The 19,094-nt window shown below is 67.7% G+C and carries 17 protein-coding genes; 9 read left to right on the top strand and 8 right to left on the bottom strand.

The annotated features are described in order from the left end of the window. Nucleotides 1-40: 40 nt before the first annotated feature. A complete protein-coding gene (gene trxA / locus AC1Q6E_RS23070; RefSeq protein ID WP_296556160.1) occupies nucleotides 41-883 on the top strand; it encodes a thioredoxin in 843 nt (280 codons plus the stop codon). Between the two features lie 253 nt (nucleotides 884-1,136). On the opposite strand, the gene AC1Q6E_RS23065 is transcribed toward trxA, so the two are convergent. Next, complete coding sequence (locus AC1Q6E_RS23065; protein ID WP_296556161.1) at nucleotides 1,137-2,105, bottom strand: Bug family tripartite tricarboxylate transporter substrate binding protein; 969 nt, start codon at nucleotides 2,103-2,105, stop codon at nucleotides 1,137-1,139. Nucleotides 2,106-2,255: 150 nt separating this feature from the next. On the opposite strand from AC1Q6E_RS23065, the gene AC1Q6E_RS23060 reads away from it, so the two are divergent. The 8 genes from AC1Q6E_RS23060 to AC1Q6E_RS23025 all read left to right on the top strand — a co-directional run bounded on the left by AC1Q6E_RS23060 (nucleotide 2,256) and on the right by AC1Q6E_RS23025 (nucleotide 10,546). Next, the gene (locus tag AC1Q6E_RS23060) at nucleotides 2,256-3,248 is read left to right on the top strand and encodes an ABC transporter substrate-binding protein (protein WP_492573578.1); all 993 of its coding nucleotides are present in this window, start codon (nucleotides 2,256-2,258) and stop codon (nucleotides 3,246-3,248) included. A gap of 9 nt (nucleotides 3,249-3,257) precedes the next feature. Next, complete coding sequence (locus tag AC1Q6E_RS23055; RefSeq protein WP_296556162.1) at nucleotides 3,258-4,196, top strand: 3-carboxyethylcatechol 2,3-dioxygenase; 939 nt, start codon at nucleotides 3,258-3,260, stop codon at nucleotides 4,194-4,196. A gap of 31 nt (nucleotides 4,197-4,227) precedes the next feature. After that, nucleotides 4,228-5,076 (top strand): alpha/beta fold hydrolase, encoded by an 849-nt coding sequence (locus tag AC1Q6E_RS23050; RefSeq protein WP_492573577.1) that lies wholly within the window; start codon nucleotides 4,228-4,230, stop codon nucleotides 5,074-5,076. Between the two features lie 51 nt (nucleotides 5,077-5,127). Continuing rightward, nucleotides 5,128-6,579: an aldehyde dehydrogenase family protein gene (locus AC1Q6E_RS23045; protein ID WP_492573576.1), complete on the top strand. Its 1,452-nt coding sequence runs from the start codon at nucleotides 5,128-5,130 to the stop codon at nucleotides 6,577-6,579. 17 nt (nucleotides 6,580-6,596) lie between these two features. Beyond that, complete coding sequence (locus AC1Q6E_RS23040; protein WP_152794249.1) at nucleotides 6,597-7,427, top strand: p-hydroxycinnamoyl CoA hydratase/lyase; 831 nt, start codon at nucleotides 6,597-6,599, stop codon at nucleotides 7,425-7,427. After that, nucleotides 7,424-8,617, top strand: coding sequence for a CoA transferase (locus AC1Q6E_RS23035; protein ID WP_152794251.1), 1,194 nt, complete (start codon nucleotides 7,424-7,426; stop codon nucleotides 8,615-8,617). The genes AC1Q6E_RS23040 and AC1Q6E_RS23035 overlap by 4 nt, the downstream gene beginning before the upstream one ends. A gap of 97 nt (nucleotides 8,618-8,714) precedes the next feature. Then, entirely contained in the window at nucleotides 8,715-9,725 is a 1,011-nt protein-coding gene (locus AC1Q6E_RS23030; protein WP_296556166.1) for a Bug family tripartite tricarboxylate transporter substrate binding protein, read from the top strand. Nucleotides 9,726-9,814: 89 nt separating this feature from the next. Continuing rightward, nucleotides 9,815-10,546, top strand: coding sequence for a GntR family transcriptional regulator (locus tag AC1Q6E_RS23025; protein WP_492573575.1), 732 nt, complete (start codon nucleotides 9,815-9,817; stop codon nucleotides 10,544-10,546). Between the two features lies 1 nt (nucleotide 10,547). On the opposite strand, the gene AC1Q6E_RS23020 is transcribed toward AC1Q6E_RS23025, so the two are convergent. From AC1Q6E_RS23020 to tkt, 7 genes are all read right to left on the bottom strand, one after another. Continuing rightward, on the bottom strand, nucleotides 10,548-11,018 hold the full coding sequence (locus AC1Q6E_RS23020) for a CCDC90 family protein (protein WP_492573574.1): 471 nt from the start codon (nucleotides 11,016-11,018) through the stop codon (nucleotides 10,548-10,550). A gap of 93 nt (nucleotides 11,019-11,111) precedes the next feature. Further along, a complete protein-coding gene (locus AC1Q6E_RS23015; protein ID WP_152794259.1) occupies nucleotides 11,112-11,999 on the bottom strand; it encodes a phosphoribosylaminoimidazolesuccinocarboxamide synthase in 888 nt (295 codons plus the stop codon). Between the two features lie 197 nt (nucleotides 12,000-12,196). Further along, complete coding sequence (gene fba / locus AC1Q6E_RS23010) at nucleotides 12,197-13,261, bottom strand: class II fructose-bisphosphate aldolase (RefSeq protein WP_492573573.1); 1,065 nt, start codon at nucleotides 13,259-13,261, stop codon at nucleotides 12,197-12,199. A gap of 32 nt (nucleotides 13,262-13,293) precedes the next feature. Then, nucleotides 13,294-14,742, bottom strand: coding sequence for a pyruvate kinase (gene pyk, locus AC1Q6E_RS23005; protein WP_296556171.1), 1,449 nt, complete (start codon nucleotides 14,740-14,742; stop codon nucleotides 13,294-13,296). Between the two features lie 4 nt (nucleotides 14,743-14,746). Then, a complete protein-coding gene (locus AC1Q6E_RS23000) occupies nucleotides 14,747-15,949 on the bottom strand; it encodes a phosphoglycerate kinase (RefSeq protein ID WP_296556172.1) in 1,203 nt (400 codons plus the stop codon). Between the two features lie 2 nt (nucleotides 15,950-15,951). Continuing rightward, nucleotides 15,952-16,962 (bottom strand): type I glyceraldehyde-3-phosphate dehydrogenase, encoded by a 1,011-nt coding sequence (gene gap, locus AC1Q6E_RS22995; RefSeq protein ID WP_152794266.1) that lies wholly within the window; start codon nucleotides 16,960-16,962, stop codon nucleotides 15,952-15,954. 58 nt (nucleotides 16,963-17,020) lie between these two features. Then, a complete protein-coding gene (tkt, locus tag AC1Q6E_RS22990) occupies nucleotides 17,021-19,069 on the bottom strand; it encodes a transketolase (protein WP_492573572.1) in 2,049 nt (682 codons plus the stop codon). Between the last annotated feature and the right edge of the window lie 25 nt (nucleotides 19,070-19,094).

The following is a 19,094-nucleotide window of genomic DNA, read 5'->3' as shown; positions in this document are numbered from 1 at the left end:
CTCTGTTTGCTTACTGCTTCATAGCCATAGGATTCCCGGTATGGATGTCACGCTAGCCAATTTCGAAGCCGAGGTTCTACAGGCCTCGCGCGAAAAACCGGTTCTGGTCGATTTCTGGGCCCCCTGGTGCGGCCCCTGCCGTTCGCTGACCCCCATCCTCGAAAAGCTGGAGCGCGACTATGGCGGCGCCTTCAAGCTGGTCAAGGTCAACGTCGACGAAAACCAGCAACTGGCCGCCCATTTCCAGGCACGCAGCATTCCGCTGGTGGTGGCCATTCTGGGCGGACGTCCGGTCGACCAGTTCAACGGCGCCTTGCCCGAAGGCCAGATCCGCGCCTTCATCGATCGCCTGCTGCCGCAGCCCCACGAACAGGAACACCAGCAGGCCATGGCGGCCATGCAGGCGGGCGACGTCCCCACCGCCGAGAAACACCTGCGCGCAGCGCTCGTCCTGGACGCGGCCTACGATCCGGCGCGCATGGACTACGTCGAACTGCTGCTGACCACCGGCCGCCCCGAAGACGCCAAGGCCCAGTTCGCGCTGCTCACGCCGCAGGCCAAGGCGGACCCGCATTACGCGAACCTGGAGACCGCCCTGAACGCGGTCGAGCAGGCGCAAGACACGCCCGAGGAAACCGAGCTGCTGGCCCGCATCGAGCAGAACCCCGCCGACCTGCAGGCGCGCCTGGACCTGGCCAACAAGCGCATCGCGCGCCGCGCCTGGGCCGGCGCGATGGACGAACTGCTGGAAATCGTCCGGCGCGACCGCGCCTTCCAGGAAGAGATCGGCCGCAAGACCCTGATCGCCGTCTTCGACATGGCCTCGGCCCAGCCCGAGCTGGTCTCGCAATACCGCCGGAAACTGTCGACGGTATTATTTTAGCCCCCCTACGCGCTCACGCGCGCCCCCAGGGGCGATGCGGGTGGACCGGCGGAGCCGGATCCACCGCATCCTGAGTCTAGTTCGTCTATCTTGGGTTGAGGCACCGGTGCTTCGCTGGCTGCCAGCGGTAGCAACGGTGTGGCGTACCAAGAAACAGGTACTAGACCCAGGGCGCCGCGGATCCGGCTTTGCCGGTCCGCCAGCGCCGCCCCCTTGAGGGGGCCCGCGAAGCGGATAGGGGGTGGGTCTACCTCTACTCGACTTTTATGCCCGTGTCGGCGACGACCTTGCCCCAGCGCTGCGTTTCGTCGGCCACCAGCTTGGCCAGTTCCGCGGGTGAGGACGGCGCCGGGTCGGCATAGACGCCGGACAGTTTCTCGGCCACGGCGGGTTCGCGCAGCGCGGCCGCCACCATCTTCGACAACGAATCCACGGCGGCCTGGGGCGTGCCCTTGGGAGCGAACAGCGCGAACCAGCCGCCCGACTCCAGGCCCGACACGCCGGATTCGGCGAAGGTGGGAATGTCCGGCGCGAAGCGCGAACGCTGGGTGCCCGTCACGGCGATGGCCTTGATGCGGCCGTCCTTGAGCAACGGCATGGCCGGCGGCAGGCCGGCCACCACCAGGTCCAGTTCGCCGCGCGCCAGCGCCGGCAGGGCCTCGGCGAAGCTGCGGCTGTACGGGATGTGCAGCAGCTTCAACCCATAGTTGTTTTGCAGGTAGGCGGCGGCCAGGTGCAGGTTGGTGCCGATGCCGGGCGTGCCGTAGCGCAGTTCCTTCTGCCTGGCCAGCGCGATGAACTCCTGCGGGTTCGAGGCCGGCAGCTTGGGGCTGGCCAGCAGCACGTTCTGGATACGGGCCAGCAGCGCGACGGGCGCGAAGTCCTTTTCCGGCTTGATGCGCCAATCGGGATACAAGTGGGTCAGGATGCCGTGCGTGTCCTTGCCGCCCAGCAGCAGCGTATAGCCATCGGCCTTGGCGTCGGCCACGGCCTCGGTGCCGATCTTGCCGCCGGCGCCCAGCTTGTTCTCGACCACGAAGGACTGGCCGGTCTGGCGCGACAGCTGTTCGCTCACGACGCGCGCGATCAGGTCCGGCGCCGTGCCCGGCCCATAGGGCACGACGACGCGCACGGGCCGGTCGGGATAGGAAGGTTTCTGGGCCGCCGCGGACGCGCAGACGAACACGGCGGCGAGCGCGCAACGCGCGATGGATCGGTGCATGGAAGTCTCCTCGTATACGCACGCCGATGTCGTTCGAATGGGTGGTCCGGTGTGCTCAGACACGATGCTAAACCTACAAAGCTCAAAAATCTATACTTTTGATTTTTTGAGGTCTAGAATGAGCGCCGACGATAGAACCGCAGGAGCATCATGGCCCGCCTACCCATCACCATCGCCACCTGGGACTATGACCGGGTCCGTCCGCTGTTGGACGGCCGCGTCACGGTCGAAGGCTGCGAGGTCAACTACCTCCCCATGCCGGTGGAAGAGTGTTTCCATCGCGCCTATTTCCACGGCGAATTCGATGTCGCCGAGATCGGCTTCAGTCCCTTCCTGATCGCGCTGTCCCGCGGCATCGCGCCCTACGTCGCCCTGCCCGTTTTCCTGTCGCGCACCTTCCGCCACTCCGCCATCTACATCCGCAACGACCGCGGCATCGCCAGCGCGGCCGACCTGCGCGGCAAGCGCATCGGCCTGCCCGAGTACCAGATGTCCGCCGTGCTGTGGGTGCGAGGCTTTCTGAAGGACGAGTACGGTATCGAGGCCGCCGACATCGACTGGGTCCAGGGCGGGTTGGAACAGTACGGCCGCAAGGACAAGTTCCCGCTCAATCTCCCGCCGGGCTTTCCGCTGGAAAGCGCGCCTGAAGGCCGCTCGCTCTCCAACCTGCTGGCGGCTGGCGAACTGGACGCCGTCATCTCCGCTCGTGCGCCTTCCTGCCTGATCGAGGGCCATCACCAGGTACGGCGCCTGTACCCGGATTACCGCGCCGTCGAGCAGGCGTATTTCGCCCGCACCGGCCTGTTCCCCATCATGCATGCGCTGGGCGTGCGCCAGGATCTGGCGCAAAAGCATCCCTGGCTGCCCGCCAGCCTGTACAAGGCGTTCGCCCAGGCCAAGGAGATCGCCGAACGCGATCTGCGCGAAGTCACCGCGCTGAAGATCGGACTGCCCTGGGTAACCGCCGAGCTGGAATCCACCGAGGCCGTCATGGGCCGGGATTTCTGGCCCTACGGCGTGGAGGCCAACCGCAAGACGCTGGAAGCGATGACGCGCTATTCGTACGAACAAGGGCTGGCCGTCCGGCAACTGGGCGCGGACGAACTGTTCGCGCCCAGCACCCTCGATCCCGTCCACATCTAGGAGCCGTCCATGCCCGCGCAACTGATCTGCTGCTCGCACAGTCCGCTCATGCTGACGGACATCGAGGCGTCCGACCTCGAGGGCCAGCGCGCTTTCTTCGCCGAGATGGAAACGATCTCGCGCGAAGTCCATGCCTTCTCGCCGGACCTCGTGGTCAGCTTCGGCCCGGACCATTTCAATGGTTTTTTCTATGACCTGATGCCGGCGTTCTGCCTGGGACTGGCGGCCCACGGCACGCGCGACTGGGGGCTGCCCGGCGGCCCGCTGCGCGTGCCCACCGAGCTGGCGCTGGAATGCGCCCGGGCACTGCATCGCGAAGACCTGGACACCGCCATTTCCTACGACATGTGCGTGGACCACGGCAACGCCCTCTCGCTGACGCAACTGACCGGCGCGCTGGCGCGCTACGACGTGCTGCCCATTTTCCTGAACTGCGCCGCCGACCCGCGCCCGTCCATGCGGCGATCGCGCCTGTTCGGCGAAGCCGTGGGCCGCTTCCTGGCCACGCGCGGCCTGCGCGTGACCATCATCGGCTCGGGCGGCCTGTCGCACGACCCGCCGACGCCGCGCCTGCGCCAGGTGCCGCACGACATCGCGCAGCGGCTGGTCAAGCGGCACACCCCCACGCCCGAGGAGCTGGCCGGGCGCGAGGCCCGCGTGATCCAGGCCGGCCGCGACCTGGTCGCCGGCAAGGGGCCCTGCATGCCCCCCGATCGAGAATGGGACGAGGCCTTCATGGCCACGCTGTGCGCTTACGACACCGATGCCCTGGACCGCATCGACGACGCCGGGATCGATCGCAGGGGCGGCTTCGGCGGGCACGAGATCCGGGCCTGGGTCGCGGCGGCCGCCGCCGCGCGCGCGATCGAAACGCATCCCATGCAGGTGCGCTACTACCGGATCATTCCCGAGTGGCTGACCGGCATGGGCATCGTCACCGCCGGCTGAAGCACCGACCACGAACCGACCAGGACACACCATGGCCCTCACCGCCCATCGCACCGGCACCGCCCGCAGCGGCGACGTCGATATCTTCTACCGCCGCTTCGGCGCACCCGGCGCCACGCCCGTCCTCATCGCGCACGGCCTGTCGTACTTCTCGTACGACTGGACCGGCATCGCCGAGGTCCTGGCCGCCGACCGCGAGGTGGTCGCCGTCGACCTGCGCGGCTTCGGCGACTCCACCCGCAGCCCCGACCGGCACTACGACCTGCGCGACTTCGCCGACGACCTCGTGGCCGTGCTCGACCACCTGCACTGGCCACGCGCCGTGCTGGCCGGCCACTCCATGGGCGGACGAATCTGCCTGTGCGCTGCCCACTGGTACCCCGATCGGGTGGCGGCGCTGGCCTGCCTGGACTTCGCGCCCGACGTTGCCGCGGCGGGCCGCCGCAACGTCGCCCTGCGCATCGGCAACCAGCCGGATGTGTTCGCGTCCGTGGACGAGGCGCTGGCCTACCACGGACTGCCCGCCGACCTGCCAGCGGACGCTCCCGCCAGGAAGCGCTACGAGGCCTTCCTGCGGCCCGTTGCCGGCGGCTACGAACTCAAGCGCGACCTGCATTTCCGCGACAGCTTCCGCCAGACCCTGCAGGGCAAGCCCACCGCGCCGGGACCGGACCTGTGGGCCATGGTCAGGGAACTGCGCGTGCCCGCGCTATTCGTGCGCGGCAGCCGGTCCGACATGTTCGAGGCGCCCACGCTGGACAAGCTGCGGCTGGCCAATCCGCGCGGCCGCGCCGAAGAAATCGACGGCAGCCACGACCTGGCCGGCGACAACCCCGGGGACCTGACGCGCGTGCTGCGCGCCTTCCTGCCCGCGGACTGAAGCGGCCGCCGGCCCGATACGACACGACAACAACGACCCAGGAGGAAGACCATGTCCATCGAGAAACTGCTGCCGAAGCATCGCGACCTCTATTACGGCGGCGCCTGGCATCGCCCGGAGGGGGGCTATGCCGACTCCTTCAGCCCGTCCACCGGCGAGAACCTGGGCCCCTGCGCGGTGGCCAGCCGCGCCGACGTCGACGCCGCCGTGCGCGCCGCGCACGAGGCGTACCGCTCGTGGCGGCGCACCGCGCCCGGCGAACGCGCCACGGTGCTGCGCCGCATCGCCCAGGTCATGCGCGAACACCGCGAGGAACTGGCCATGATCGACGCCATCGACTGCGGCAACCCCGTGTCCGCGCTGATGCACGATGTCGACATCGCCACCCAGCTCATCGACTACTTCGCCGGACTGGTCCATGAGCTGCGTGGCTCCACCATCCCCATGGGCGAAGGCGTCATCGACATGACGGTGCGCGAACCCTACGGCGTCTGCGCCCGCATCGTCGCCTACAACCACCCCATGATGTTCACCGCCAGCCGGCTGGCGGCGGCGGTGGCCGCCGGCAACACCGTCATCATGAAGCCACCGGTGCAGGCGCCGCTGTCGGCCTACCGGCTGATGGAGCTGATCGACGGCATCGCGCCGCCCGGGGTCATCAACGTGCTGTCAGGCGGCACCGAATGCGGGCAGGCGCTGGTGGATCATCCTCTGGTGCCCAAGGTCACGCTGATCGGCAGCATCGCCACGGGCAAGGCCATCGCCCGCGGCGCGGCCGAGCATCTCAAGCACGTGAGCCTGGAGCTGGGCGGCAAGAACGCGCTGGTGATCTATCCCGACGCGGACCTGGAACGCGCGATCAAGGGCGCCGTGGCCGGCATGTGCTTCACCTGGTGCGGCCAGGCCTGCAGTTCGACCACGCGGCTGTTCGTGCACGAGTCGGTCTACGACCGGGTGGTCCAGGGCGTGCTGGAAGGCGTGCGCGCCTACCGGCCCGGCCTGCCCACCGACAAGGCGACGACCATGGGCGCCATCGTCTCGCGCGAGCAGTACGACAAGATCATGCACTACATCGAACTGGGCAGGCAGGAAGGCGCCCGGCTGGCCGCAGGCGGCAAGCATCCCGATGGCGCCGAGCTGGCCGGCGGCCATTTCATCGAACCCACCGTCTTCACCGACGTGACCATGGACATGCGCATCGCGCGCGAAGAGATATTCGGCCCGGTGCTGTCCATCCTCAAGTGGTCGGACGAGGACGAGATGTTCGACCAGGTCAATTCGCTGGAGTACGGCCTGGCCGCCGGCGTCTACACCACGCGGCTCGATACGGCCCACCGCGCCGCCGGACGCTTCGAGGCGGGCTACGTCTGGGTCAACAACGCGGCCAGGCATTTCTTCCCCGCCCCCTTCGGCGGCTACAAGCAGTCCGGCAACAATCGCGAGGAATCCTTCGAGGAACTGGTGTCCTACACGCAGTTGAAGAACGTCTACATCACGCTTTGAATCTGGAGGAGACAAGCATGCAATTCGATCAGTTGAAGAACGTCAAAGTCGAGATCGCCAACGGCATAGGCTGGGTCACGCTGAACCGCCCGGACAAGCGCAACGCGATGAGCCCGGACCTGCACTTCGAGATGGTGGACGTGCTCAAGGAACTGGCCGAGGAACCCGCGGTGCGCGTGCTGGTGCTGACCGGCGCGGGCGACAGCTGGTGCGCCGGCCAGGACATCGGCCTGTTCTTCCGCGCGCTGGACGACAAGCCCAAGCAGCGGCACCTGGCCCGGCTGGCCAACCACGAATGGCGCTGGACCCTGCTCAGCAGCTTTCCCAAGCCCACCATCGCCATGGTGAACGGGCACTGCTACGGCGGCGCCTTCGTGCAGTTGTTCGCCTGCGATTTCGCCATCGCGGCCGACGAGGCGCAGTTCGGCCTGTCCGAGGTGAACTGGGGCATCCTGCCCGGCGGCCTGGTGGGCAAGGTCATCGTCGACGGGCTGGCCTACCGCGACGCCGTCTACTACGCGATGACGGGCGATCCCTTCAACGGCAAGACGGCCGCGCAGATGCGGCTGGTGACCGAATCGGTGCCGCTCGACCGGCTGCGCGCGCGCACCGAGGAGCTGGCCGCCTCGCTGGCGCGCAAGAATCCGCAGACGCTGCGCACCATCAAGGAAAGCCTGCGCCTGGTGCGCGGCATGAGCGTGGACCAGGCCGCCGACTACCTGCTGGCCAAGGAACGCGAGATGCGCTTCATGGATACCGAGGGCGGACGCGAACAGGCCATGACCCAGTTCCTGGACGACAAGACCTACCGCCCCGGGTTCGGCGAATACCGGCGGGCCGCGCAATGAACGCCGCGTCCGCGCCCGCCTCCGGCGACGTCCTGCAAGGCATCCGGGTGCTGGAGCTGGGCAACTTCATCACCGGCCCCTATGCCGGCCTGATGCTGGCCGACCTGGGCGCCGACGTGATCAAGGTCGAGCGGCCGGAAGGCGATCCCTTCCGCGCCTTCCGCGACGGCCAGTACAGTCCGAACTTCGTCGCGTTCAACCGCAACAAGCGCAGCGTGAAGCTGGACCTGGCCACCGAGGCCGGACGCGGCGCCCTGCTCCGGCTCGTGGATACGGCGGACGTGCTGATCGAGAACTTCCGGCCCGGCGTCATGGACAGAATGGGGCTGGGGTGGGAGACGCTGCGCGCGCGGCGGCCGCAACTGGTCTATTGCGCGATCGGCGGCTTCCTGCCCGGCAGCCGGCACGAGGGCCAGCCCGCCTTCGACACCATCGGCCAGGCCCTGAGCGGCATGCTGGACACCTTCCTGGATCCGTCCAATCCGCAGGTGCGCGGCCCCACCATCTCGGACCAGCTGGCGGGCATGTACGCGTGCCAGGGCATCCTGGGCGCGCTGTTCGCCCGGCAGGCCAGCGGACGGGGCCGGCTGGTCGAGGTCAACATGATCGAGGCGTCCATGTCGTTCATGCCCGACTTCTTCGCCAGCTATACCCGCGACGGCACGCGCATGCGGTCGACCACGCGCGCGTCCTACTCGCACAGTCTCGCGTTCGAGTGCGCCGACGGCGCCCGCATCGGTTTGCAGCTTTCGTCTCCGTCGAAGTTCTGGGAAGGCCTGGTGCGGGCCGTGGACATGCCCGAACTACGGAACGATGCGCGCTTCGCCACCCGCGGCGCGCGCATCGCCAACTTCGCCGCGCTGTCCGACCTGCTGCGGGACCGCTTCCGCGCGCGGCCCCAGGCACACTGGCTGGCCGCGCTGCGCGCCGCCGACGTGCCGCATGCGCCGGTCCTGACCGTGCCCGATATCCTGGACGACCCCGAATTCGCGGCAGCCGGCAGTTTCCACGAGCTGCATCACCCGGAGATGGGATCGGTACGCGCGTTGAGCCGGCCGATCCGCTACGACGGCCAGCGTCCGCCCAGCCGCTATCCTCCCCCCACGCTGGGCGAGCAGACCACCGCGATCCTGGCCGAAGCCGGCGTGCCGGAGCAGGAAATCGCCGCCGCCCGGGGGCCGACACCCTAGGATCCGCCCATTTCAAGCAAGATCCCGCCCACGGCCGCGCGCAGACACGGCCTGGACGGACCACCGGCCGACACCGGCCATGGAAAGGAGACACCGCATGCAAGACCATCGCGACACCTCGATCACCCGCCGTGGCTTCATCGCCACCGGTGCCGGCCTCGCGCTGGGCGCCGCCGGCACCGCGCACGGCCAGGGCCAGGGCCAGGCCTATCCGGCTCGCGCCATCCGCGTCATCGTGCCCTTCCCCGCCGGCGCCGGCGCCGACTCCAACGCCCGGCTGGTATCTCAGCAACTGGCGGAAAAGCTGGGCCAGCCAGTCGTGGTCGACAACCGGCCCGGGGCCAACGGCCTGATCGGCACCGAAGCCGTGGCCAAGGCCGCGCCCGACGGCTACACCCTGCTGTTCGTCGACCGCGGCGCGCTGGGCATCAACCCCAGTTTGTACAAGAAGCTGCCCTACGACCCGCTGAAGGACTTCTCCTACGTGGGTATCGCGGTCTGGGGCCCCTATGTGCTCGTGGCCGGCTCCAAGCAATCGGCCAAGACCATCCAGGAGCTCGTCGCCGCCGCGCGCAAACAGCCCGGCCACCTCACCTACGCCAGCTTCGGCAACGGCAGCATGACCCAGCTGGGCACCGAGTCGCTGTGCTCTCGCCTGGGCATGCAGCTGACCCACGTGCCCTACAAGGGCGGCGCCCCGGCGCTGACCGCCGCCATGGCCGGCGAGGTCGACATGGCGCTGGTGACGATCGGGCCGGCCCTGGGCGCGATCCGCGAAGGCCGCGTGCGGCCGCTGCTGGTGGGAGGCAGCCACCGCTTCCCGCTGCTGCCGGACGTGCCTGCCGTCAGCGAGATCGGCGGCGACGAGAACACCATACCCAACACCTATTTCGGCTTCGCCCTGCCCGCCGGCACGCCCGCCGCGATCCGCGACCGCCTTTCGGGCACCATCCGGCAGGTACTGGCCGACGCAGCGATCCGCGCCAAGCTGGCCGACAGCGGCTTCCAGCCGGCCCAGGGTACGCCCGAGGAGATGCGGTCCACGGTGGAGCGGGACATCACGGCCTTCGGCCGGCTGGCACGCGAGCTGAATATCCAGCCCGAATGACGGACGGTCCGCAGGATAATGGCAGGGATGGAATAATCGCGGTCGGCCTTCCCGCGCCGACCGCCGTTCCCGAACCAGGCTCCCGACCCATGTCCTCCTTCACCGACACCACGCTAGACCGGATGGCGCGCTATCTGCAACTGGCATCGCTGTTCCGCAACAAGATCATCACCGGCGACTGGCCGGTGGGCGGCCGCATTCCTAACGTCGCGGACCTGGCCGTGGACTTCGAGGTGGCGCGCGGCACCATACGCGAGGCGCTGGGCGTGCTGGAGGACGAGGGCCTGATCGAGCGTTTCCGCGCCAAGGGCAGTTTCGTGCGCAGGACGCCCAAGGAGCGCAGCGCGCACCGGCTGGCCATCGACTGGGCCTCGCTGATCTCGGCCCACGAGGGCGCGGACATCGAGGTCCTGGAGCAGCGCGACCTGGACGAACTGCCCGCGTTCGCCACCGGCGAAGGCGAACCGGCCGAGCACTACACCATGATGCGCCGGGTACACGCGCGCGACGGCCACCCCTACCTGGCGGCCCGCTTCATCCTGGACAGCGAGTTGTTCAGGCAAGGCCCACCCGAACGGTTCCGGCACGAGGCCACCCTGCCCATCCTGCACGAGATCGCCGGCAAGCGCATCGCGCGGGCCAACCAGATCATGACCCTGGGCAGCGCCGACCGCGAGATGGCCGCGCTGCTGGAACTGCCGCTGAACGCGCCGGTGGCGCACGTCGTGCGGCGCGCCATCGACACGTCGGGCAAGCTGATCTACGTAGGGGAAGGGATATACCGGGGGGATGCGGTCAGGCTGGAGATCGCGCTGATCTGATTCAGAGCAGCTTGTCGAGCACCGCCATGACGCCCACGGCCACGACCAGCATGGAACCGAGCTTGATGGTCATGCGCTGTTCCAGCAGGCGCAATTCCGAGCGAAATTCCGATCTCAGCTGACCCTCGGTGCTGATCAACCGGTTTTCCAGCGCGTGGATGTCTCCTTTGAGGCTGGTTTCCACCCGCTCGAGATCGGTACGCGCTGCCAGAGAGACCCGTTCGAGATCGGCTCGTGTGGTCTGTGTGACCCGTTCGAGATCGGCCCGTGTGGCCTGTGTAACCCGTTCGAGATCGGCTCGCGTAGCCAGCGTGACCTTTTCAAGATCGGCTCGCGTAGCCAAGGCGTCCATGCCGGTTGTCAACACCTGCGCCAGCGCTTCGGCTTGCGCATCCGCCAAGGGCGCAGCCACGCCCGCCTGCTGCAGGCGCTTGGAATACTGCAAGGTGTCGAAGGCAAGGGCGGCGGTCATGCAAATATTCTATGTCATGACATCCAAAAGAAAAACGGCGGGCAGGATGTTTCCATCCTGCCCGCCATCACCCTGCCTTGCGCAAGCCGGCGATCAAACCCCGACCAACCGGACCCGCGCCTCGCGGTACTTGTCCGACGTGCGCTCCAGCACGTTCTGCGGCAGCCGCGGCGCGGGAGCGGTCTTGTCCCAGGGCTGGGTTTCCAGCCAGTCGCGCACGAACTGCTTGTCGAACGACGGCGGGCTGCTGCCCGGCACGTAGGAATCGGCCGGCCAGAAGCGCGACGAATCGGGGGTCAGCACCTCGTCCATCAGGTGCAGCACGCCGTTCTCGTCCAGGCCGTATTCGAACTTGGTGTCGGCGATGATGATGCCGCGCTGGGCGGCATATTCGGATGCCAACTGGTAGATGCGCAGCGAGACTTCGCGGATCTGCTCGGCCAGTTGCGGGCCGACTTCCCTGACCACGTGCTCGAAGCTGACGTTCTCGTCGTGCGAGCCCAGTTCCGCCTTGGCCGCCGGCGTGAAGATGGGCGCGGGCAGCTTCTGCGCCTGCACCAGGCCGACCGGCAGCTTGATGCCGCAGACGCCGCCGGTGTCCTGGTAGTCCTTCCAGCCCGAGCCGATCAGGTAGCCGCGCACCACCGCTTCCACCAGCACCGGCTTGAGCCGCTTGACCACCACCGCCCGGCCCGCGACCTGGTCGCGCTCGTCGGCGGCGACGACGCTCTCGGGCTCGACGCCGGTCAGGTGGTTGGGGATGATGTTGCCGAGCCGGCCCAGCCAGAAATTGGTGAGCGAGTTCAGCACCTCGCCCTTGCCCGGGATCGGATCGTCCAGGATGACGTCGAAGGCGGACAGGCGGTCGGTGGTGACGATCAGGAGCTTGTCGTCGCCGACGGCATACATGTCGCGCACTTTGCCGCGCGCCAGCAGCGGCAGGGAACGGATGGTGGACTGGTAAAGCGGCGGTACGGCCATGATTCGATGCTCTACAAAGCGCGTTGGCTTCAGACCCAGGATGCGGGGGGATCCGGCTTTGCCGGTCCCCGCGCATCGCCCCCAGGTCCGGCGCCGGGCCGCCCCAAGGCGGGCCTGGCTCCCCCCGGGGGCTGCCGCGTAGCGGCTGGGGGTCACTATACTGCGGGGCGCGCGAAAGCGCGTAGGGGGTGGACTTCTTACTTTACGATTTGAGCCAGTTTGCCCGAGGCGTAGTCGGCGGCGATCTGCGACAGCGCCACGGCCTTGATCTTGCTGGCGTTGCCGGCGGTGCCGAACTGGTTGTAGCGTTCGACGCAGATCTTCTTGGCGGCGACGCGCGCGGGCTTGAGGTACTCGCGCGGGTCGAACTTCGAGGGGTTCTCGGCCAGGAAGCGGCGGATCGCGCCCGTCATCGCCAGGCGGATGTCGGTGTCGATGTTGATCTTGCGCACGCCGTGCTTGATGGCTTCCTGGATTTCCTCGACCGGCACGCCGTAGGTTTCCTTCATGTCGCCGCCGAATTCGCGGATCTCGGCCAGCAGGTCCTGCGGCACGCTGGAGCTGCCGTGCATCACCAGGTGGGTGGTCGGCAGGCGGCGGTGGATTTCCTTGATGCGCTCGATGGCCAGGATGTCGCCGCTGGGCTTGCGCGAGAACTTGTAGGCGCCGTGGCTGGTGCCGATGGCGATGGCCAGCGCGTCGATCTGGGTGCGCTTGGCGAAGTCGGCGGCCTGCTCGGGATCGGTCAGCAGTTGTTCCCGGGTCATGGTGCCCTCGGCGCCGTGGCCGTCTTCCTTGTCGCCCTTCATGGTTTCGAGCGAGCCCAGGCAGCCCAGTTCGCCTTCGACCGAGATGCCCTGCACGTGGGCCATCTGCACCACCTTGGAGGTGACGTCGACGTTGTAGTCGTAGTCGGCGATGGTCTTGCCATCGGCCAGCAGCGAGCCGTCCATCATCACGCTGGAGAAACCCATGGCGATGGCGCCCTGGCAGACGTCGGGCGACTGGCCGTGGTCCTGGTGCATGACGACGGGAATGTGGGGATAGGATTCGACGGCTGCAGCGATGAGCGCCTTCAGGAAGCCTTCGCCGGCATATTTGCGGGCGCCGGCCGAGGCCTGCATGATGACCGGGCTGTTGGTCTCGTCGGCGGCTTCCATGATGGCCTGGACCTGCTCCAGGTTGTTGACGTTGAACGCCGGGATGCCGTAACCGTGTTCCGCCGCATGGTCGAGCAGTTGACGCATGGAAACGAGTGCCATTGTGAACTCCTGAATAAGAAAAGGTTGGGGGTTCAGCCGTGCTGGCCTACCCTCACGATTTTTAGAGTATTGGTTCCGCCCGGCGAGCCCATCGGCTCGCCCACGGTGAAGACGACCAGGTCGCCCGGCGCCGCCACGCCTTTTTCCACAAGCAGCTTCTCGGCCGCCAGCAGCGACGCGTCGCGATCACCGGATTCCTCCAGCTGCAGGGTCTGCACGTTGCGGTACAACGCCACTTTGCGCTGGGTCGCCACACGCGGGGTCAATGCGTAAATGGGTGTCGCGCCATCGTGCCGGCTCATCCACAAGGTCGTCGCGCCCGAATGCGTCAGCGCGCAGATGGCCTTGCAGCGCATGTGGTGCGCCGTGAACAGCGCCGCGTAGGCGATGGACTGGTCCACCCGGTGGAAGGTCTGGTCCAGGAAATCCTTGTCCAGTTCGAAGTGCTGCGACTTCTCGGCTTCCAGGCAGATCGAGGCCATGGCCTCGATCGTTTCCACGGGATAGCGCCCGACCGCGGTCTCGGCCGACAACATCACCGCATCCGAGCCGTCCAGCACCGCGTTGGCGACGTCCGACACTTCGGCGCGCGTAGGCATGGCGTTGACGATCATGGATTCCATCATCTGCGTGGCCGTGATGACGGTGCGGTTGTGCGAGCGCGCCAGCCGGATCATGCGCTTCTGCAGCGCGGGCACGGCCGCGGCGCCGACCTCCACCGCCAGGTCGCCGCGCGCCACCATGATGCCGTCCGAGGCATCGATGATTTCCTCCAGCACGGCAATGGCCTCGGCCCGCTCGATCTTGGCGATGAGCTGGGGCCGCACGCCCGTGGGCGCGCCGGCGATGGCCACCAGTTGGCGGGCCATCTCCATGTCGGTGCGATTCTTGGGGAAGCTGATGGCGATGTAGTCCACGCCCATCTGCACCGCGGACCGGAGGTCTTCCATGTCCTTGCCGGTCAGCGCCGGCGCGGTCAGGCCCCCGCCCTGGCGGTTGATGCCCTTGTTGTTCGAAAGCTCGCCCCCGACCAGCACCTCGGTGTGGATCTCGGTGCCGGCGACCCGTATCACCAGCAGGCGGATCAGGCCGTCGTTCAGGAGCAGGATGTCGCCCGCCCGCACATCGCGCGGCAGGTCGGGATAATCCAGGCCCACCTTGCCCTCGTCGCCCAGCTCGCAGGCGGCATCGAGGATGAAGGGCCGGCCCGGTTCGAGCAGCACCTTGCCGTCGGCGAACTTGCCGACGCGTATCTTGGGGCCCTGCAGGTCGGCCATGATCGCCACTTCGCGGTCACAGGCCGCCGCAGCCGCGCGGACCAGGGCGGCGCGCGCCGCATGGTCTTCCGCGGTGCCATGCGAGAAATTGAGCCGTACTACATCGACGCCGGCGCGGATCATCCGCGCCAGGGTGTCGGCCGAGCTGGAAGCCGGCCCGAGTGTAGCCACGATCTTCGTGGCACGAGCGGAAGGTGTGTCCACAGGGTCAGGCGCCGCGGACGGCGCGCTCCTCCAAGATGGCGACCGCGGGCAGGGCCTTGCCTTCCAGGAACTCGAGGAAAGCGCCACCACCGGTCGAGATGTAGCCAACCTGGTCCGCGATGCCGTACTTGGCGATCGCCGCCAGCGTGTCGCCACCGCCGGCGATCGAGAACGCGGGCGAGGCCGCGATGGCGCGGGCCAGCGTTTCGGTGCCGTGCGAGAAAGCGTCGAACTCGAACACGCCCACCGGGCCGTTCCAGACGATGGTGCCGGCGGACTTCAGCAATTGCGCCAGGCGTTCGGACGTGGCGGGACCGATGTCGAGGATCAGGTCGTCGGCCGTCACGGAATCGGCGGCCTTGATCTCGGCCGGCGCATCGGCGCCGAAGCGCTTGGCGCACACCACGTCGGTCGGGATGGGCACGGCGGCGCCGCGCTTTTCCATGGCCTCGATGATGGCCCTGGCCTCGTCCAGCAGGTCGGGCTCGGCCAGCGACTTGCCGATGGGCAGGCCCTTGGCCAGCATGAAGGTATTGGCGATGCCGCCACCGACGATGAGCTGGTCGACCTTGTCGGCCAGGCTCTTGAGGATGGTCAGTTTGGTGGAGACCTTGGAGCCGGCCACGATGGCCACCAGCGGCCGCCTGGGCGCGCTCAGCGCGCGGCCCAGGGCGTCCAGCTCGGCCGCCAGCAGCGGACCGGCGCAGGCCACCGGCGCGTAGCGGGCGATGCCGTGCGTGGTGGCTTCCGCGCGGTGCGCGGTACCGAAGGCATCGTTGACGTAGACGTCGCACAGCGCGGCCATCTTGCGCGCCAGCCCGTCATCGTCTTTTTTCTCGCCCTTGTTGACGCGGCAATTCTCGAGCAGCACGACTTCACCGGGCGCGACGGACACGCCATCGACCCAGTCCGCCACGAGCCGCACGGGCTTGCCCAGCAGCTCGGACAGGCGCTTGGCCACCACCGCCAGCGAATCGGCGGGCGTCAGGGTGCCTTCGGTGGGACGACCCAGGTGCGACGTCACCATGACGGCGGCACCGCCGTCCAGCGCCAGGCGGATGCCCGGCACCGACGCGCGGATGCGCGTGTCCTCGGTGATGTTGCCCTGGTCGTCCTGGGGCACGTTCAGATCGGCGCGGATGAACACCCGCTTGCCGTCCAGTTTTCCCTTGGCCGCCAGATCGGCCAGCGTGATGACCTTGCCCATGCTTACTTGGCCGACATCAGCGCCACGGTGGTGTCCAGCATGCGGTTGCTGAAGCCCCACTCGTTGTCGTACCACGACGAGACCTTGACCAGGTTGCCGTTGACCTTGGTCAGCGTGGCATCGAAGGTGCTGGAGGCGGGGTCGTGGTTGAAGTCGGACGACACCAGCGGCTCGGTGTTGTAGTTCAGGATGCCCTTGAGCGAGGTTTCCGACGCTTCCTTCAGGATGGCGTTGACTTCTTCGACAGTGGTATCGCGCTTGGCGACGAAGGTCAGGTCGACGATCGACACGTTGATGGTCGGAACGCGGATGGCGTAGCCATCCAGCTTGCCGTTCAGCTCGGGCATCACCAGGCCGACCGCGGCGGCTGCGCCGGTCTTGGCGGGGATCATGTTCTGGGGGGCCGAGCGGGCGCGGCGCAGGTCCTCGTGGTAGACGTCGGTCAGCACCTGGTCGTTGGTGTAGGCGTGGATGGTGGTCATCAGGCCCGAGACGATGCCCAGCTTGTCATGCAGCGGCTTGACCAGCGGGACCAGGCAGTTGGTGGTGCACGAAGCGTTCGAGATGACGGTGTGCTCGGCCTTCAGCACGCCGTGGTTCACGCCATAGACGATGGTGGCGTCGACGTCCTTGCCGCCGGGGGCCGAGATCACGACCTTCTTGGCGCCGCCCTTCAGGTGGGCGCCGGCCTTTTCCTTGCTGGTGAAGAAGCCGGTGCACTCGAGCACCACGTCCACGCCCAGCTCGCCCCAGGGCAGTTCGGCCGGGTTGCGGTTGGCCAGCACGCGGATCTTGTCGCCGTTGACGACCATGTAGTCGCCCTCGACCGTGACGGTGCCCGGGAACTTGCCATGGGCCGTGTCGTAACGGGTCAGGTGGGCGTTGGTCTTGGGGTCGCCCAGGTCGTTGATGGCGACGATTTCGATGTCGTGCTTCTTGCCGCCTTCGTAGTGGGCACGCAGGACGTTGCGGCCGATGCGGCCATAGCCATTGATCGCGACACGGATGGTCATGGTGTTTTCCTTTGCTTTGATGAGAAGAATCTGTGACGTTGGCGGACGATGGCCCCGCTCAGCCCACCAGCTTCCGGACGGCTTCGACGACCCGTTCGGTGGTGAATCCGAAATGCTTGAACAACACGCCGGCCGGCGCGGATTCACCGTAGGTGTCGATCCCCACGACCTCGCCGTCCAGTCCTACATACTTGCGCCAGTAGTCGGTAACCCCGGCCTCGACCGCCACCCGCGGCAGGCTGCGCGGCAGCACGTGCTGGCGCCAGGCGTCGTCCTGCCGGTCGAAGACCTTCGTGCACGGCATGGACACCACGCGCACGAAGATCTCTTCCTTGGCCAGCGCCTCTTGCGCGGCCAGCGCCAGCGCGACTTCCGAACCGGTGGCGATGATCACGGCGCGCGGGTTGAGCGCGTCGCGCAGCACGTAGCCGCCGCGCGAGATGTTCGCGATCGTGGCCTGGTCGCGCTCGACGAAGGGCAGGTTCTGGCGCGACAGCAGCAGCGCCGACGGACCGCCGGCATGCACGTCCATGCCGATGCTGGTCGGACGCTCCACGGCCGCGCCCCAGGCCACCGCGGTTTCGGTGGTGTCGCAGGGACGCCAGACCGCCAGGTTGGGAATCAGGCGCAGGCTGGCCGCGTGCTCGATGGACTGGTGGGTGGGGCCGTCCTCGCCCAGGCCGATGGAGTCGTGCGTGAAGACGTGCACGACACGCTGCTTCATCAGCGCCGCCATGCGCAGGGCATTGCGGGAATAGTCGGAAAAGGTCAGGAAGGTGCCGCCGAACGGCAGGTAGCCGCCGTGCAGCGCGATGCCGTTCATGATGGCGGCCATGCCGAACTCGCGCACGCCGTAGTTGATGTGGCGCCCGAACTCGATGCCGTCCTTGCCGGCACGCACCGGCGCCACGCCCTTCCAGTCGGTGTAGTTGGAACCGGTCAGGTCGGCCGACCCGCCCAGCAGCTCGGGCAGCATGCCGGCCAGCGCCGTGATGCTGAACTGCGAGGCCTTGCGGGTGGCGACGGTTTCCTGCTTCTGGTTGGTCTCGGCCAGGAATTGGGCGAACTTCTCGGCGAACTCGGCCGGCAGGTCGCCGCGCATGCGGCGCTCGAACTCGGCGGCCTGCCCGGGGAACTGGGCGGCGTATTTGGCGAACAGTTCGTTCCAGGCGCCTTCGGTCTGCGCTCCCTTGGCCTTGCCATCCCAGAACGCGTAGACCTCGGCCGGGATCTCGAAAGGCGCGCAGGGCCAGCCGATGGCTTCGCGGGTGGCGGCGATTTCCTTGTCGCCCAACGGCGAGCCGTGGACCTTGTCGGTGCCCGCCATGGTGGGCGCGCCCTTGCCGATGACGGTGCGGCATTCGATCAGCGTGGGGCCGCCGTGCCTGCCCGCCTGGGCCTTGGCCTGGGCGATGGCGGCATCGACCGCCTGCGCGTCGTGGCCGTCGACGTCGCGGATCACGCTCCAGCCATAGGCCTCGAAGCGCTTGGCGGTGTCGTCGGCGAACCAGTTCTTGATCTCGCCATCGATGGAGATGCCGTTCGAGTCGTACAGCACGATCAGCTTGGACAACTTGAGCGTGCCGGCCAGCGAGGCGACTTCATGCGAGATGCCTTCCATCAGGCAACCGTCGCCGACGAAGGCATAGGTGAAGTGGTCGACGATGGGCAGGCCCGGGCGGTTGAACTCGGCCGCCAGCAGCGCCTCGGCCAGCGCCATGCCCACGGCGTTGGACACGCCCTGGCCCAGCGGGCCGGTGGTGGTCTCGACCCCCGGGGTGATGCCGACCTCGGGGTGGCCCGGGGTCTTGGAATGCATCTGGCGGAAATTGCGCAGTTCCTCGATGGACAGGTCGTAGCCCGTGAGGTGCAGCAGCGAATAGATGAGCATGGAGCCGTGGCCGTTGGACAGCACGAAGCGGTCGCGGTCGGCCCAGGCGGGATTCGCCGGATTGTGGCGCAGGTGTCCGTGCCAGAGCGCGAGAGCGATTTCCGCCATGCCCATGGGCGCCCCGGGATGGCCCGAGTTGGCCTTCTGGACGGCGTCCATGGACAGCGCGCGGATGGCATCCGCCATATTGAGTTGAGGGGCGGCTTGATTGCTCATGAAGACACTCGTCCGGCGGGAAAAC

This window comes from Pigmentiphaga sp. MLSB6-MA01 (genome assembly GCF_058793475.1).
This window is presented reverse-complemented; position numbering and strand designations above follow the sequence as displayed.